The sequence below is a fragment of the Pseudomonas inefficax genome, from assembly GCF_900277125.1.
Lineage (GTDB): Bacteria > Pseudomonadota > Gammaproteobacteria > Pseudomonadales > Pseudomonadaceae > Aquipseudomonas > Aquipseudomonas inefficax.
In genome coordinates, this window is record NZ_OPYN01000038.1 from 67,604 (window position 1) to 84,036 (window position 16,433).

At 63.1% G+C, this 16,433-nt stretch carries 14 protein-coding genes and 1 pseudogene; 2 read left to right on the forward strand and 13 right to left on the reverse strand.

The genetic code is table 11. From position 1 onward, the window contains the following. Nucleotides 1–45 precede the first annotated feature (45 nt). The 3 genes from JV551A3_RS04145 to JV551A3_RS04155 form a co-directional block, all read right to left on the reverse strand. Nucleotides 46–936: an alpha/beta hydrolase gene (locus JV551A3_RS04145; RefSeq protein WP_133978356.1), complete on the reverse strand. Its 891-nt coding sequence runs from the start codon at nucleotides 934–936 to the stop codon at nucleotides 46–48. Nucleotides 937–1,018: 82 nt separating this feature from the next. Then, nucleotides 1,019–2,365: a HAMP domain-containing sensor histidine kinase gene (locus tag JV551A3_RS04150; protein ID WP_133970070.1), complete on the reverse strand. Its 1,347-nt coding sequence runs from the start codon at nucleotides 2,363–2,365 to the stop codon at nucleotides 1,019–1,021. Next, the gene (locus JV551A3_RS04155; protein ID WP_133970071.1) at nucleotides 2,365–3,057 is read right to left on the reverse strand and encodes a response regulator transcription factor; all 693 of its coding nucleotides are present in this window, start codon (nucleotides 3,055–3,057) and stop codon (nucleotides 2,365–2,367) included. Before JV551A3_RS04155 ends, JV551A3_RS04150 begins: the two co-directional genes overlap by 1 nt. A gap of 180 nt (nucleotides 3,058–3,237) precedes the next feature. Here JV551A3_RS04155 and JV551A3_RS04160 point away from each other — a divergent pair, with 180 nt between their 5' ends. Together JV551A3_RS04160 and JV551A3_RS31520 are read left to right on the forward strand one after the other, a co-directional pair. Continuing rightward, nucleotides 3,238–5,415 carry a TonB-dependent siderophore receptor gene (locus tag JV551A3_RS04160; protein ID WP_133970072.1) on the forward strand — a complete coding sequence of 726 codons (2,178 nt, stop codon included), beginning with the start codon at nucleotides 3,238–3,240 and terminating at the stop codon, nucleotides 5,413–5,415. 547 nt (nucleotides 5,416–5,962) lie between these two features. After that, a pseudogene (locus JV551A3_RS31520) lies at nucleotides 5,963–6,052 on the forward strand (DUF3077 domain-containing protein); the annotation flags it as partial. A gap of 93 nt (nucleotides 6,053–6,145) precedes the next feature. Here the strand turns inward: JV551A3_RS31520 and JV551A3_RS04170 are convergent. The 10 genes from JV551A3_RS04170 to ppa form a co-directional block, all read right to left on the reverse strand. Beyond that, complete coding sequence (locus JV551A3_RS04170) at nucleotides 6,146–6,823, reverse strand: c-type cytochrome (RefSeq protein ID WP_133970074.1); 678 nt, start codon at nucleotides 6,821–6,823, stop codon at nucleotides 6,146–6,148. 9 nt (nucleotides 6,824–6,832) lie between these two features. Then, nucleotides 6,833–7,780 (reverse strand): copper resistance protein B, encoded by a 948-nt coding sequence (locus JV551A3_RS04175; RefSeq protein WP_133970075.1) that lies wholly within the window; start codon nucleotides 7,778–7,780, stop codon nucleotides 6,833–6,835. Then, nucleotides 7,770–8,075 carry a hypothetical protein gene (locus JV551A3_RS04180; protein ID WP_235874538.1) on the reverse strand — a complete coding sequence of 102 codons (306 nt, stop codon included), beginning with the start codon at nucleotides 8,073–8,075 and terminating at the stop codon, nucleotides 7,770–7,772. Before JV551A3_RS04180 ends, JV551A3_RS04175 begins: the two co-directional genes overlap by 11 nt. A gap of 14 nt (nucleotides 8,076–8,089) precedes the next feature. Then, nucleotides 8,090–9,835, reverse strand: a complete 1,746-nt coding sequence (locus JV551A3_RS04185) for a copper resistance system multicopper oxidase (protein ID WP_133970077.1) — start codon at nucleotides 9,833–9,835, stop codon at nucleotides 8,090–8,092. Between the two features lie 338 nt (nucleotides 9,836–10,173). After that, the gene (locus JV551A3_RS04195) at nucleotides 10,174–11,370 is read right to left on the reverse strand and encodes an ABC transporter permease (protein ID WP_133970079.1); all 1,197 of its coding nucleotides are present in this window, start codon (nucleotides 11,368–11,370) and stop codon (nucleotides 10,174–10,176) included. Further along, entirely contained in the window at nucleotides 11,370–12,581 is a 1,212-nt protein-coding gene (locus tag JV551A3_RS04200; RefSeq protein ID WP_133978360.1) for an ABC transporter permease, read from the reverse strand. Before JV551A3_RS04200 ends, JV551A3_RS04195 begins: the two co-directional genes overlap by 1 nt. After that, on the reverse strand, nucleotides 12,581–13,267 hold the full coding sequence (locus tag JV551A3_RS04205; protein WP_133970081.1) for an ABC transporter ATP-binding protein: 687 nt from the start codon (nucleotides 13,265–13,267) through the stop codon (nucleotides 12,581–12,583). The genes JV551A3_RS04200 and JV551A3_RS04205 overlap by 1 nt, the downstream gene beginning before the upstream one ends. Beyond that, the gene (locus tag JV551A3_RS04210; protein ID WP_133970082.1) at nucleotides 13,264–14,415 is read right to left on the reverse strand and encodes an efflux RND transporter periplasmic adaptor subunit; all 1,152 of its coding nucleotides are present in this window, start codon (nucleotides 14,413–14,415) and stop codon (nucleotides 13,264–13,266) included. Before JV551A3_RS04210 ends, JV551A3_RS04205 begins: the two co-directional genes overlap by 4 nt. 433 nt (nucleotides 14,416–14,848) lie before the next feature. Then, the gene (locus JV551A3_RS04215) at nucleotides 14,849–15,550 is read right to left on the reverse strand and encodes an XRE family transcriptional regulator (protein WP_133970083.1); all 702 of its coding nucleotides are present in this window, start codon (nucleotides 15,548–15,550) and stop codon (nucleotides 14,849–14,851) included. 348 nt (nucleotides 15,551–15,898) lie between these two features. After that, complete coding sequence (gene ppa / locus JV551A3_RS04220) at nucleotides 15,899–16,426, reverse strand: inorganic diphosphatase (RefSeq protein ID WP_003255365.1); 528 nt, start codon at nucleotides 16,424–16,426, stop codon at nucleotides 15,899–15,901. Nucleotides 16,427–16,433 lie beyond the last annotated feature (7 nt).

Below are 16,433 nucleotides of genomic sequence, written 5' to 3' on the forward strand. Positions count from 1 at the left end.
GAATATTGTGGGAGCGGGTTTACCCGCGAAGAGGCCAGTGCAGGATTATCGAGACATCCCTTCAATCACCCGCTTCAGCGAGGCCGGTAACATCGGGCCATGCCCCAGCCCGTCAAACCGTTCGAACCGTACCTGCATCCCCGGCACCATGGCCAGGTCTGCCACCAGCTCCCGCGCCGCCCGTTCTCCATCACCTTGCACCGGTATGCGCGGGTTAGCCGGCTCTTCACTCCCACGCATCATTAACAACCGAGCCTGGTTGCTACCCAAGCGCTGTCCAAGCCCCTGCGCCTCACGCATGATCGCACCATCATGCCACCACAGCGAAGGGCTGGCCGCCACGTAGTCACTGAAAGCCNCAGGCCGGGTGAACAGCGCATGCAGCACGGCCAACCCACCGTAGGAATGCCCCCACAACGTCTGCCGCTGCAGGTCGATCGGTGCCACACCCGCCACCAGCGGCCGCATGCGCTCGCTCAGCAGATCGAGGAACTCGTCCACGCCACCGCTCGGTTGCCCGGTCAACGGGTCCAGCTGCTCAGCCTGCCCAGGCAGCGCCGGGGTGTAGTCATAGGTACGCCCGACCCGCTCGATCCGCTGATCGGTCTGGTACCCCACGGCCACCAGCAATGGCGCCTGGCCGGCGGCAAGCTTGCCCAGCAGCAGGCTGTCCAACGCCCCCAGCGCGGCGTTGCCATCGAGCATCCAAAGCACCGGGTAACCTGCCGCTGGCGCCGGGCGGTCTGGTTGGCCGATCCACAAGCGGTAATGACGCTGGCCATCAGCCGAGTCCAGGTCGAGCTGGCTGAAGCGGTAGGCCAGGTCCTGGCGCTGCAGCAGCGAGGTATCCATGCTCTGTTGATGCTTGGGCTGCGCCAGGGCAGCAGGGGCCGCCAGGGCCAGCACCAAAGCCAGCGTCAGGGTCATCTTGCTCATCAGGTGTCTCATCAGGGCTTTGCAAGGAGCGCAAGGCAGGAGCGCCAAGATGATAATCAGTCCTGATTGAGCGTAAAGCGCATTAACTTTCTAAACAGTCCTGGCCCATCGGCAAGGTCATGTGCAGGCACAGACCCGGGTGACCGTTGCTGGCCCACAAGCGACCGCCTTGCAGTTCGATGGCGCGGCGGGCGATGGCCAGGCCCAGGCCGAAGCCCGCGCCGCTGTCGGCCAGCCGCTGGTAGGGCTTGAAAATGCGTTCGAGCTCGGCGGGCGGCACCCCAGGACCCTGGTCAATCAGGCGCAGGTGCCAGCAGTCGCCCTCCAGCCAGCCATCCAGGCTGACCCGGCCCTCGGCCGGCGAGTGGCGGATGGCATTGCGCATCAGGTTTTCCAGGGCTTGGGCCAGGCTGTCCAGGTGGGCTTGCACCACGCAGTCGGTGCCGAGCGAGCAGGGCAGGCGGGCGCGGTCCCAGCCGCTTTCGAAGCAGATGTCCTGGCACAAGGCCTCCCACACCGAAACCATCAACACCGGTTCGGTCGGCAAGCTGGGCTGTTCGGTGTCCATCCAGGCCAGGTCCAGCGTGTCCTCCAGCAGCTTCTGCATGTCGGCGACCTCGCGGTCCAGGCGCTCGCGCAACTGGGCCGGCGGCAAGCTGCTGTCATGGGCGATGCGCAGCCGCGCCAGCGGGGTGCGCAGTTCGTGAGACAGCGTGCGCAGCAACAGGCGCTGCTGCTCCAGGCTCTGGCGCAGGCGCCCGGCCATGTGCTCGAAGGCCTGCGCCAGTTCACCAAGCTCATCGCGCCGCTCCTGCAGGGGCAGGGCCGGGCTGTCGAGGTCGTCGGCACGCAGGGCGTCGGCACGGTCGCGCAGACGGTTCAGTGGCACCACAAGGTGGCGGTACAGCGCCAGAACCAGCAGCAGGGCGAGCAGCGTGGGGGCAACGCCATGGGTGTTCACATGGGTCCATGGGGTCAGGCCGGTAGGCAACAGGTGTTCGGGCAGTTGCATTACCAGGCGACCGTGCTCGGGGTGCTGCGGGAACTCGATGCTGACGTAGGGCAGTTCATCCTGCAGGCGCCGGCTCATCGGCCAGTCGAGCTTGCGCATGAAGGTCAGGTGGCTGGCTTCCTCAGCGCTCAGTGGGGTGCTGCCAAGGCTCTCCAGGTGCGGCCCGACCAGCGCCACCCAAGTGCCCTCGGCCTGTTCCAGTTGCCTGCGCCAGGCCTCGGCACCCGCCGCGCCGCCTTGCTCCCAGGCCTGTTCGGCTTGCTGTGCAAAGCGCGCCAGGTAGTCCTGGTCGGCTTGGGACAGGAAGTAGGTACTGCGCTCCACCGACAGGCCCCAGGTCCAGATCAGCCAGGTCAGCAACAGGCAGAAGCCGACCTGCAGTACGGCCAGCTTCCATAGCAAGGGATGACGGCGCATCAGGCTTGTTCCGTGTCGACCAGGATGTACCCTTGGCCGCGTACGGCCTGGATCTGCAGGTGCTGGGCAGCGATGTCGGCCAGCTTGCGGCGCAGGTTGCATACATGCACATCCAGGCCGCGGTCCAGGCGGGTGTAGGCCCGGTGCAGCACGGTCTGGTAGAGAAACGGTTTGCTCAAGGCTTCGCCGGGATGAGCCCGCAGGGTGGCCAGCAAGCGGAATTCGGACGCGGTGAGGCCGGCAGCCTTGCCGTTGTGGATAACGTCCTGGCGGTCCTGGTCGAGCATCACCTCGCCAACATCGGCATGCAGCGCCGTACCACGATCGAACGCCACACGCCGCAGCAACGCATCGACCCGGGCATCCAGCTCGGCCAGACTGAAGGGCTTGGGCAAGTAATCGTCCGCGCCCCGGGTAAAGCCACTGATGCGATCCTGCTCGGCCCCCAGCGCCGACATCAGCATGACTGGCACCGCCTGCTGCCGGCGCAACTCGTCGAGCAGGCTGAGGCCGTCGATGCCCGGCAGCATGATATCCAGCAGCACCAGCTCGAACTGTGATTGCTGTATGGCATTCAGGGCCTGGGCGCCGGTGGCGCATGCGTGCACCCGGAAACCCCGGTTGAGGAAATGGCGTTCCAGGTCCTGACGCAGGCGTGGGTCGTCTTCGGTGAGGAGAAGTGAGGTGGGCACAGCGAGCCTTGAATGAGAATTCGTATCAGTTACGAATCATCCCATTGCCGGCAGGGCGAGAGCAACGCCTGGATGTGTTAAGAAGGTTAATCCTGCTGCACCCCCGATTTCCCTTCGGTATCGTTCGCAAAAAGCAACTTGTTTCGTTTGCGAATTACTACCATTTGGGGAAAGGGCGTCATGAGCAGTTTCAAAAGTTCGGGGGACTCGCGACGGGTTCGGAGCTGGCTGGTGCTGGGGATGCTGGCGCCGTTTTCGTTGTCGGCACTGGCCGAAACGGTAGCGACCCAGGCGTCTGCCGAGGACAGCGCGCTTGACTTGCCGGCATTGACCATCGAAGGCAACCGCCTGTACGACATGCTGCCGTCGGAAGAAACCGGCGGCTACAGCGTGGACGCCGCCACCGTGGGCACCAAGACCCCCGCAGCGCTCAAGGACATTCCGCAATCGATCACCGTCTACACCCAGGACTACGTCAAGGACCGCCGGTTCGTGCACCTCGATGACCTGGCCAAGTACACCGCCGGCCTGCGAACCCTGACCAACGATAGTGGCCGATCGTCGATCTACGCCCGTGGCTACGAGTACAGCGAGTTCAATATCGACGGCCTGCCGGCGCCCATGGCCAGCATCTTCGGTACAGTACCGTCGCTGGCGGCATTCGACCGTGTCGAGATCATGCGTGGCCCGGCCGGGTTGTTCAGCAGTACCAGCGAACTGGGCGGCATCGTCAACATGGTGCGCAAACGCCCGACCGCCGAGTTCCAGGGGCACGTCGAAGGCAGCTATGGCACCTGGGATACCAACCACGAAGAAATCGACCTGAGCGGGCCGCTGGATGATGCCGGCCGCGTGCGCGGACGCTTCATCGCCTCGCGTGATGACACCAATGGCGAGGTCGACTACAACGCCAACACCAGCAACAGCTATTACGGTGCGCTGGACGTCGACCTGGACGACGCCACTACTCTCTCGTTCGGCCTGATTCATGAAGTGAAGAACATCACCCCGCACAATGGCTATCCTGCAACGCTGTCCGGCGAAGTGCCCGACTTCAGCCATTCGAAGTTCCTGGGGGCTGACTGGAATTACTTCGATGGCAAGACCACCGACCTGGTCGCCGAGCTGACCCACCGCTTCGACAACGGCGGCTATGGCCGTGTCGCAGCACGTGGTTCGCATCGCGACACCAATTACCTGTATGCCTTCACCGCGACTAACGCCACCACTGGCGCGAACTCCGAGCGCGCCAGCGCCCGCGATTTCACCCAGGATACCTACTCGCTGGACGCCAGCTACAGCCAGCCGTTCGAAACCTTCGGCCAGGTCAGCGAATTCGTGGTCGGCAGCGACTACAAGAACTACGACACCGAGTACCTCAATGGCACAACCAACCTGGGCGCCATTAACGTCAATACGTACTCGCCGAAGCAGTTCGCCAAGCCATCGCCCAACTACAGCACCGAGACCGGTATGCAGGAAGAGGAATACGGCTTGTACTCCAAGGTCACCTTCCGCCCTGTCGAGCGTCTGGCGCTTATCGCCGGGGGCCGCTTCAGCTGGTATCGCGGTGATTTCTACACCACTACTCTCAGCAGCGGCGCCACCACCAACGACAGCAAGCGCGTGGATGGCCACTTCACCCCGTATGGCGGCCTGGTCTACGACCTGACCGAGAACCATGCGCTGTACGCCAGCTATTCGCAGGTGTTCAAGCCGCAGTCCGACACCGACAGCAATGGCCGGGTACTTAAACCGCGTGAGGGCGAGCAGTACGAGTTCGGCCTCAAGAGCAGCTACTTCGGCGGCGACCTGAATACGCGCTTCTCGGTGTTCCGCCTGACGGACAAGAACCGCGCGACCACCGTGTATGACGCCGACGGTGTGGCTACCACTGACTCTGTTGCATCCGGCAAGACCCGTGTGAAAGGTGCCGAAGTGGAAGTGAGCGGCAAGCTGACGCCGAACTGGGAAGTGCTGGCCGGCTACACCTGGATGGAAACCGAAACCCTCAAGGGCGATGCCGAAACCACCTTCTTCATCATGCCGCGCAACCAGGCATCGCTGTGGAGCAAGTACACCATCAGTCAAGGGCTGCTGAACGGCCTGGCCATTGGTGGCGGTATCTCGGCGATGAGCAACTTCTATTCCGAGAACGGCGGTGTGCGCATCGACGCGCCAGGCTATGCGACCGTGGATGCAATGCTGTCGTATCCGGTTACCTCGAAGCTGACGGCCACCTTCAACGTCAACAACCTGTTCGACCGGGACTACCTGTCGCGGGTGGGGTCGACCTCGACGTTCAACTTCTACGGGCCGTCGCGGAGCATGATGGTTGGGGCGCGGTATGACTTCTGATAATCAGATTTTTCCCGTTGCGCGTAGGCCATTTCTGAAATAGCTTCCTAGCGCCTTTGCGCCATTGCGGTGGTGTTCCTGGCGGCCTAGTGTGGCCCTGTCGTTGCCAAATCAGCGACCGGGCCTGCAAGCCCGCTCAGAGAACGATTACCGATCACCGATAGCCAATGGCATGCCATTGCGCGCGCTTGATGGTGGCTGCGTACGGGAGGTTTTCGAACCTGCCGGTTTCGTTCTCTGTCCGGTCTTGCAGACCCGTACGTGGCCGCCACCCATCACACTGCAAGTCATGAGTGCCGGTCTCTGATCAACCTACAGAGAATGTCACTATGCTAAAAATTGTCCCCGATCCGCCCCACGCTACCCATTCCCTTGAAGACACCTTGATCCAGGCATTAGTGATGTGTTGTCTGGGCTGGCCTCTTCGCGGGCATGCCCGCTCCCACAGGATCTCCACAGGTCTCAAGGCTTGCACAGGACCTGTGGGAGCGGGCGAGCCCGCGAAAAGGCCGGCCCGGAGAGTCGAGAACTATCAGGGGATTGAACAATGACCTCAGAAGACACCCAATTCACCGTCGGCAAAACCACCTTCTACCAAGGCGAAAACGGCACCCACCCACTGTTCCGGTGTTCGCCTTAGCAATTTCAGCGCCTATGAGACCGAGCGCCGCGCGGGCGGCGCTCGGTCTCATAGGCGCTGCAAACCTGTCGGCATACACGTACCCTGCCTTCAGTCTTTATGCATGTGCTGCTTGCCATCGCGATGAGTATGCGCCTTTGAATGCCCCCCATCATGCTGGCCTGCGCCCGAGGGTTGCTCACCCTGGTGACCAGGCATATTGTCGCCATGCTGGCCTTCATGGTCATGCATTTCACTTTCGCCACCCCCATGCTGGTGGCCGCCACTGGCCGCGACCATCGTTTGGTACTGCTGGGCGTTCAACTGGGGTAGCTGATCCAGGAAAGCGACGATGCCCCAGATGTACTCATCGCCCATGCTCTTGCCCCAGGCCGGCATGCCAGAGGCCTTGATGCCGTGCTTGATGATCCAGAACGCCGCAGCGGGGTCGCCACCGATCCCGCTTTTGGTCAGGTTGGGGGGCGATGGATACAGCGCCTGGCTGAGCTCGGTCTTCTCGACGCCAGGGGCAAGGTGGCAACCGATGCACATGGCGTTGTAGTTACCGGCGCCGGTACGAATCAGCGCTTCATCTTTCAGGTCTGGCACCTCGATGTCCCTGGCCCGCACGGCGATCGAGCGGTCCCGTGCCATGGCCAGAAAGGCATGCACGGCGGGGAAATGAGGATCATCGGCGCCGACGTTGACCAGGCCGGAGTATGCAGCGCCAAGCACGGCCACGCTGGCCACTGCGCCTGCTGCAACAAGCGTTGTTATTGTTCTTTTCATGTCTGGTTCTCAAAACCACATGCGGATACCGGCAACGAAACGCGCTTCATCCACATCACCACCCTCGTCGCGGATGAAATCGGCGGTTTTGCCGTAAGAGCGGTTCCAGGTGATGCCGATGTAGGGGGCGAACTGGCGGACAATTTCGAAGCGCAGGCGCAGCCCGACTTCGGTGTTCGCAAGGCCCGAGCCCACGCCGCGCTCAGGGTCGTTCTTGCCATAGAAATTGGCTTCAGCGGTCGGCTGCAGGATCAGGCGGTTGGTCAGCAGAATGTCGTAGTCGCCTTCCAGGCGGGCGGCAGTTTGGCCGTTTTCGCCAATGAACGCGGTAGCCTCGGCTTCGAAGTCGTAAAGCGCCATGCCCTGGATACCGAACGCCGCCCAGGTCTGTGGCGATTCAGGCTTGAAGTCCTGGCGCACCCCGGCAACCACATCCCACCACGGGCTGATCGAGCGACCGTACAGCAACTGCAATTCGGCATCCTCGGTGACACCGTTGGTACGTTCGCCTTCGGAGCGGATCCACAGCCGGTTGATATCGCCGCCTATCCAGCCAGAGGCGTCCCAGGCCAGCGTGCTGCCTTCGTCGGCATCCTGGTACTCGAGCTGATCCAGCAGGAAGAAGCTGTTGATCGCGCTGTCATGCACGTGATGCCCGCCCAGCGGGGGGAAGGCCGCCTGGCGGTCGGCATCGGTCAGCACCGGGATCGGGGTACGGCTGGTCGTCGGCGTATCCGCCGAACCGTGGTTCATTGTCGAGTGATCCATAGCGCCATGGTCCATAGCTCCATGATCCATGGCTCCATGTTCCATGCCCTGCATGCTGCCATGATTCATCTTGCCGTGGTCCATCATCGAGTGGTCCATTTCTTCAGCGGCGAAGCTGGGCGTAGCACCCAGCACGCCGAGCGAAACGGACAATGCCAGCAGCGATGGTCGTGCCAGGCTATTGAGCATCTTTCCCTGCCTTAGCTTTGTCGCTGCCATGCGATTTCATCATCTTGTCGTGGTCCATGCCTTGCATCGAGCCATGGTCCATACCCTTCATGGCGTCATGGTCCATACCTTTCATCGAGCCGTGATCCATGCCCTTCATCGCACCATGGCCCATGCCTTGGGTGCTCTTGGCTTTTTCGGCATCGGCAGGCTGCTGATTGTTGTCGCCGGACCACGACGACGGGGCATAAATGGTGAACAGGCCCGCCATTACTGCAGAAAGGAAAAACGCGCTTCGTTTCATTGGTTTGTTCATCTCGGATCTCCAGTTCATTCGTCCACACGAACTTCGCGGAACATACCCATTTCCATGTGGAACAGCAGGTGGCAGTGGTAGGCCCAACGCCCCAAGGCATCTGCCGTGACGCGATAGCTTCGTTTCGAGCCAGGCGGCATGTCGATGGTGTGTTTGCGCACCATGAAGTTGCCGTTCTCATCCTCCAGGTCGCTCCACATGCCATGCAGGTGGATGGGGTGAGTCATCATGGTGTCGTTGACCAGGGTGATGCGCAGGCGCTCGCCATACTTGAGGCGCAGTGGCTCGGCATCGGAAAACTTGATGCCGTCAAACGACCAGGCGAACTTTTCCATGTGGCCGGTGAGGTGCAGTTCGATTGTGCGACCTGGCGCGCGGCCGTCCGGGTCCGGGAAGGTGCTGCGCAGGTCCGCATAGATCAGTACACGGCGGCCGTTGTCACGCAGGCCGATGCCCGGATCGCCCAGTTTTGGCGTCGGGGTCATCGTCTGCATGTCGACCAGGGGGTTGTTCGTCTCGGAGGCTGGGTGGCTCTGCATGGGCGCGCTGGTGCCAGCCATGTCGCCATGGTCCATGCCTGCCATGTCACCGTGATCCATGCCAGCCATGCTGCCGTGGTCCATGCCGCTCATGCCGCCATGGTCCATGCCCATATCGCTCATGGAAATGATCGGCCGTGGATCGACCGCTGGAACAGGGGCTTGCAAGCCTTCGCGAATGGCCAGGGTGCCTCTGGAATACCCGGTGCGGTCCATGGATTGAGCGAAGATAGTGTAAGCCTGCTCGCTTTCGGGCTCGACGATGACATCGTAGGTTTCGGCGACAGCGATGCGGAACTCGTCGACCGCAACGGGTTTGACATGCTGCCCGTCCGCCGCGACAACCGTCATCTTCAGGCCGGGAATTCGCACATCGAAATAGGTCATTGCCGAGCCGTTGATGAAGCGCAGACGAATTTTCTCGCCCGGCTTGAACACCCCCGTCCAGTTACTGTCCGGGGCCTGGCCGTTCATCAGGTAGGTGTAGGTGTAGCCGCTCACGTCGGCGAGATCGGTGGGGCTCATTTTCATCTCGGCCCACATCTTGCGGTCGGCTACTGCGGCGGACCAGCCCATCTCGCTCACATCGTTGACGAAATCACCGACCGTGCGCTTGTGGTAGTTGTAGTAGTCAGACTGCTTCTTGAGCTTGGACAGCACCCGTGCAGGGTCTTCATCCGTCCAGTCGCTGAGCATGACCACGTAATCGCGGTCATAGCTGAACGGCTCAGGCTCTTTCGCATCGATGACCAAGGCACCATACACCCCGACCTGCTCCTGAAAACCGGAGTGGCTGTGGTACCAGTAGGTGCCGTTCTGCTGGACCTTGAACTTGTACTCGTACATGCCGTCGGGCGCGATGCCATGGAAGCTCAGGCCCGGCACGCCGTCCATGTTTGCCGGCAGGATGATGCCGTGCCAGTGGATGGAGGTGTCCTGCTGCAAGCGGTTGCGCACACGCAGCGTGACGGTGTCGCCTTCGCGCCAGCGCAGGATGGGCCCGGGAATGGAGCCATTGATTGCCATCGCTGTGCGCGCAGCGCCGGTAATGTTGACCGGCAGCTCACCGATGTATAGGTCGAAGTCGGTGCCGCTCAGCACGTTCGGTTGGCCGGGGCTGGTCACGGCCCAGACCGGCGCGCGCCACATGCCCAGCCCGCCAAGCAGTCCGGTAGCGGCCAGGCCTTTGACGAAGGAGCGTCTGGTGGTTTTGCTTTGCATGCCGTTGCGTCCAGTCAGTCGAAAAGTTGCTGGTGTTCAGGCGGTTGAATGCCCCAGCCTTAACGCTAGCGGACCTGCCCTGTCAGCTGGCTGAGGTCCAGATTACTTTTCTGTCAGCTTGCGGTGGGTCGAATTCAGCAAGCGCGCCGCGCACCCTGTGGGAGCGGGTTCACCCGCGAAGAATGCGACGCGGTGTATGGCACCGGCTTTGCCGGTGTTCGCGGGTAAACCCGCTCCCACAGGGTCCTGCGGAATCTTTGGGTTATGTACTCTGTGGGAGCGGGCGTGCCGCGAAGGGCTGCAAAGCAGCCCCATCAAGGGGCTCTTTGGCCTGGCCGCTACTCGATGCGCAGCGCCGCCACCGGATGCAAGCGGGCCGCCCGCACGGCCGGGGCCAGGCCGGCGAGAATGCCGAGTACCGCCGCCAGCAGCAGCGCCAGCAGCAGAAACAGCGGCTGCAGCGCCAAGGGCAGGCTCGGCATGGCCAGGTGCAGTAGCCCCAGCAGCAGGCCCATCAACAGCAGGCCAAGCAGGCCACCGGCCAGGGACAGCAGCGTCGCTTCAGCCAGAAACAACCCAAGTACCTGTCGCGGGCTGGCGCCAATCGCCCGCAACAGGCCGATTTCTGCCGTGCGCTCGCCCACAGTGGTCGTCATGATGGTGAGAATGCCGACGGCACCGACCAGCAGCGAAATGCCCCCCAAGGCACCAATGGCCAGGCTCAGGGTGCCGAGAACGCGGTTGAAGCTGCGCAGCATGTCGTCCTGGGTGGTCAGGCTGAAGTCCTCAACGCCGTGTCGTTCACCGAGCACCTCGCGAATCTGCCGGCTCAACGCCCGTGAAGTGGTACCTGCGCCAAACACCACATGGGCTTTGACCACCCCGGTGCGGTTGAACAGGCTTTGCGCCCAGTCCACCGGGATGTAGGCGACATCGTCGAGGTTGAAACCGAGCAACTGGCCTTTCTCCGCCATCACGCCGATCACCCGGAAGCGCACACCGCCGACACGGATCAGCTCACCCAGCGGGTTGCGCGCCCCGAACAGCTCGGTACGTAACTGATGGCCGAGCACCACATAGGGCGGCGAAAGGCCGTCACGCGCCGGGGGCAGGAACTCGCCCAGGCTCAGTTGCATGCGCCAGGCCTGCGCCATCTGATGGCCGCCACCAAGAATGTCGCTGCGTCGGCTCAGTTGACCGAACCGGATATTCCCGCTGCCCTGAATGATCGGCACCGCCGCCTCGACATGCGGCAAGCGTCGCAGGACGTCGGTGTCACTGATGGTCAGTGGCCGCACGCTGCCAAGCAGGCCGCCGAGGCCGCTGGTCTGGGTCTTGCCCGGGCGCACGGTGATGATCCGTGTACCAAACTGCGAGAAGTTCTCCAGCACATAGCCGCGCACGCCTTCGCCTATGGCCGTGAGCAGCGCCACGGCGGCTATGCCGATCGCTACCCCGAGCAGGGTCAGCAGGCTGCGCAGCGGGCGGCAGGTCAGTGCCGAGCTGGTCAGCCGCAAACCATCTTGCCAGCGCATCAGTGCGCCCCCGGTGGGCGTAGCGCTGCCACCGGCTCCAGTGCCGAGGCCCGAGCGGCCGGCAGCCAGGCGAACAGCAGCGCCGTGCCGAGTGCCAGCAGCACGGCACCCGCCCGCGCCCACCAGGGGGCATAGAGCGGCAGATCGAACGCCAGGCGCCCCAACCAGAGCAAGGTTTCGGCCAGCAGCAGCCCTGCCAGCGCCCCTGTCAGGGCCAGCAGCGCTGCCTCGCCAAGGAATAGCAGGCGCAGTTGCGCCGCCGTCACGCCTATGGCTTTGAGCAGGCCGATCTCGGCGCTGCGCTGGCTCACTGCAATCCAGGTCACGTTCATGATCAGGATGCCAGCCACCAGCAGGCTGATCGCGGCGATGCCGGCCACCGCCAGGGTCAGCACCGCGAGTATCTGATCGAAGGCGCTGAGCAGGCTGTCCTGGCTGACCAGGGTAACGTCCTCCTCACCCTCGTGGCGCTCCTTGAGCGCGGCGAGTATCAGCCGCTTGCTACGGTCGAGAAAGCTCGGTCCATGCACCTCGACAAACACCCGCGACAGCCCTTCGCTATTGAACAAGGCCTGGGCACTGGCCACCGGGATGATCACCATTTCGGCAAAATCCATCCCCAGCGATTCGCCCCGCTCACCGAGAATGCCAACCACCCGGAAGCGTCGGTCACCGGCGCGCAACCATTCACCCAAGGCCGGGCGAGCCCCGAACAGTTCACGTCGGAGTTTGCCGCCGATCACACAGACCGCTTCGGCCTGCCCCGGGTCCAGCGTCGGCAGGGGTTGGCCCTGGACGACCGTCAGTTGACGAATGGCGAAGAAGTCCCGGGTGGTGCCCAGGGCCAGCACCTCACGGTTGCGGTTGCCGACTATCACCTCCAGCTGCCCGGCCTGCTGCGGCGCGACCCGGCGAATGCCCGGCAACCGGGTGATGGCCTGGACATCCTGCAAGGTCAACTCGTGCGGTGTCAGCCCGGTGAGCGGCGGCATTCGCCCCGTGGTTTCCTTGCGCCCCGGAAAAACAATGAGTATGTCGCGCCCGAGCAGCGAGAACTCGTTCAGAACGAAGGCCCGTGCCCCCGCGCCGAGGCCGGTGAGAAGGTTGACCGCGACCACCCCGATGGCGATGGCCAGCAGTAGCATCAGGCTGCGCGAGCGATGCCCACGCAAGGCGCCGAGCCAGAAGCCCAGGGCATCGGCAGCGCGCATCAGGCCAGCGCCCGCTGCGGCGCAATACTGTGGATGCGCCCGTCACGCATGTGTAGCTGGCGCTGTGCGCGGGCGCCCAGGCTGGCGTCGTGGGTCACCACTATCAGGGTCAGGCCCTCGCCGTTGAGCTCTTCCAGCAGGCTGAAGACCTCTGCGCCGGCCTGGCTATCGAGATTGCCGGTGGGCTCGTCGGCCAACAGCAGCGCCGGTTGCATGGCCATCGCCCGGGCGATCGCGACGCGCTGGCGCTGGCCACCGGACAGCTCGGCCGGGCGATGGGCAATGCGCTCGCCCAGCCCCAGGCGCGCCACCAACTGGCTGCTGCGCTTGTGCCGTTGTGCCGCACCGATGCCGGCGAGGACCATCGGCAGCTCGATGTTTTCCAGCACCGTCAGCCGTGCGATCAGGTGGTAGGACTGGAACACGAAACCTATCAGCCGGCTGCGCAACTGGGCGCGGCGCGCCTCGCTCAGCGCCGCCGTGGCCTCGCCTTGCAGCCAGTATTCGCCGGCGCTCGGCGCGTCGAGCAGGCCGAGGATGTTCAGCAAGGTCGACTTGCCCGAGCCCGACGGGCCCATCACCGCCATGTAGTCGCCAGCGGCGATGTCCAGGTCCAGGCCGTCCAGGCCCATCACCTGCTGTTCGCCCAGCTGGAAGCTGCGGCTGCCGCCGCGCAGGCAGATCATTTCTCGGTCTCCGCAGCATCCACCGGGATCACCGCCACGGTATCCTTCAGCCCTTCCTGCTCGTGGCTGGCGACTATGCGTGCGTCCTCGTCCAGCCCTGCGAGCACCTCGGTCCAGCGCCAGTTGCTCAGCCCGGTTTGCACCTGCACCTCGCGCAACACTCGGGCGCTCGGGTCATAACGCAGCACACGCTGCCCCTCCAGCAGGGTCTCGGTGGGGATGCGCAAGGCACCTGCATGCTGCTCCAGAAGGATCTCGACATCGGCGCTATAGCCGGTCAGCAGGGCCAGGTCTGCTGGCGGCTTGTCGAAGCGCACCTCGACATCGACGGTGCGCGCCTGCTTCTCCAGTTCGCGCACATAGGGCGCGATGCGGCTGACGCGCCCGGTGAAATGCTGGCCACGGAAGGCATCCAGGCTGATCCGTACGGCTGTGCCGGGGTGAACGCGGGCAGCGTCCACCTCATCGATCGGTGCCTCTACATACAGGCAGCTGTCGTCGATCAGGTCGACTGCTGGCGGCGTGGGAATACCCGGCGGCGAAGGGGTAACGAACTCGCCGAGCTCGCCGTTGATTTCTGCGACGATGCCGGCAAATGGAGCACGCAGGGTTGTCTGTTCCAGCAGCGAACGCTGCAACTGCAGGCTGGCGTCGGCCTCGCGGATCAGCACGGCACTGGCACTGCACATCAGCTTCGCCAGGTTGGCCTTGGTCGTGGCCTGATCGAGGCGATCGGCGGCAATCAACTTGCGGTCGGCCAACTGGCCCAGGCGATCAAGGTCGCGCCGGTCCAGAAGAGCTTGCTGGCAGCGCTGTTCGCGGGTGTTGCGCTGGGCCTCCAGCCGCGCCTCGGCCTCCTGTAGCCTGGCTTGTTGCTCGTCCTGCCGCAGGCGCATGAGCACCTGATCCGGCTGGACCCGTTGGCCCTCGCTGACCAGCAACTCGGCAACCTGACCTCCGACATTGAAGGACAGGTGCGAGCGTCGACAGGACTTCAGCGTACCTGCGCGCGTATTGGCCACCACCGTCTCCACCGGCCCCCGCTCAACTTCCAGCAGCCTGACCGGCAACGGCTGCGGTCGACTCAACCAGCCGCCCAACACCACGAGACAAGCCAGGATCGACGAGCCAATCAATAATTTGCGCATGGACTACACCTCCTTCCATATGGCTTGAGCCTAGATCCAGGAGGGTGAAAGCTCCACGCGAAGCGTCATTTATCCGACGATTTTCGGATGAGCGTTAGATCTGTGTCAGATAAATGGCGAATGAGATTTTTTTCGCTCACGCAGCGGCAATTTCCCGGCCATGGGAAGGCTGCAGAAAGTTTCAGGGGATGAGAATGGCGGGCATTAAAAAGCCGGCTTGTGGCCGGCTTCTCGGGGACGCTTCCGACTAATTTATGGTAAGCCGCAATCGCCTTAACTGTGTGGCCATCAAGGGCCTGAAAGAGATGGCAGATGCCCGTGTGGGATATCGCCGAGCCCTCTGGAACGCGGCTTGCGCCGGCCGGGGCTGAATGTGCGGCGTAGCATACAAGGGCGCGCGCAGGATGCCCAGCAAAAAATGGCACAGGTTGTTTCAGCCAGGCCGTTGCTGGCGGAAATGTGACCAGTGGAACACCCAGCCGAGAATTTCCAGCCCTTGTGTCTGGCGCTGGGCGGCGGTGTAACGTTCGACCGCATAGTTGCGCCGATCATGGCTGTGCAGGTACAGCGTGCCGTGCTGGCCGAGGCTGAGGTTGTTCACCCTGAGCACGCCGTTGTGCAACAGGGCATAGGTTTCGCCCTCGACCACCTGGGTCATGCCCAGGTCGACGGCGAGGATGGCCTGGAGCGGAATCAGCGGGGTCATGTTGCTGGCGGGCATTGCCAGGCATATGGCGTTACAGGCCTGCACACCCAACCCTTTCAGGGATTTTGCTGGCAGACACAGGTGTTTGCCGACCACGGGCGACAGTAGGCCGTTGTGCATTTCGTAAAAGGGCACCTTGCGTGCCCGGCCGCCTTGCGCCGACAGCTGCGTGTGTGGGTTGGCGGGTGGCGGCCCTAGCGGGCTGTTGCGCAGGATCGGGCTGTGGTGTTTGGGCCCTTCGCCGGTGCGCAACCAGCGGCGATGCACGCAGAACAAGTCGGCCATTTCGTCCAGCCGGGCCAGGGGTACGCCGCGCTTGAACCAGTTGTTGACGTGCTGGGGAGTAACGCCGCGCTGGGCGGCGAAATCGGAAGGGGTCAGCCCACATTCGTGGAGGAGGGCTTTGAGTCGGTCGCCGGATGTGTTCATGGCGGCGAGTGTAGCGGCGGTGTGCCAGCTAGGAAATGAACCGGATGTTGACGGGCGTTGTGTGAAAAGCGCCCGTTTGTAGGGCAGTGGAGTAGGACTGTGTAGGAGTTTTTACCGTGCCAGGCCTTGGCGCGGTAGCTGTAGGAGCGGCCTTGTGTCGCGATGGGGCGCGAAGCGGCCCCAAACCATCCCGCACGATGTACCTGAAAGATCGCATGTACCGTTTTTGCGGCCGCTGCGCGCCCGATCGCGACACAAGGCCGCTCCTACACCGGATCATGACAGCGGCCGACCATCCATCAGGCATAAAAAAACCCCGCCAAGGCGGGGTTCTTCATGCAACCGGTATCAGCCCTTGTAGGCGGCAACCGATTTGGTGATCGCGGCACGGGCGGCATCAGCGCCTTCCCAGCCTTCGATCTTGACCCACTTGCCCTTCTCGAGATCTTTGTAGTTGGCAAAGAAGTGCTCGATCTGCTGGATCAGCAGGGCTGGCAGGTCGGTGTATTCCTTCACGTCGACGTACAGCTGCGACAGCTTGTCGTGAGGAACAGCGATGACCTTGGCGTCGCCGCCGCCGTCGTCGGTCATGTTCAGTACGCCGACCGGACGGGCGCGGATAACCGAACCTGGGGCTACCGGGTAAGGGGTAACGACCAGCACGTCCAGCGGATCACCGTCATCGGCCAGGGTGTTCGGGATGAAGCCGTAGTTGGCTGGGTAGAACATCGGGGTAGCCATGAAACGGTCGACGAACAGGGTATCGCTGTCCTTGTCGATCTCGTATTTGATCGGCGCGTGGTTGGCCGGGATCTCGATGGCGACGTAGATGTCGTTCGGCAGGTCTTTGCCCGCCGGAATCTTGCTGTAGCTCATTGGGCAG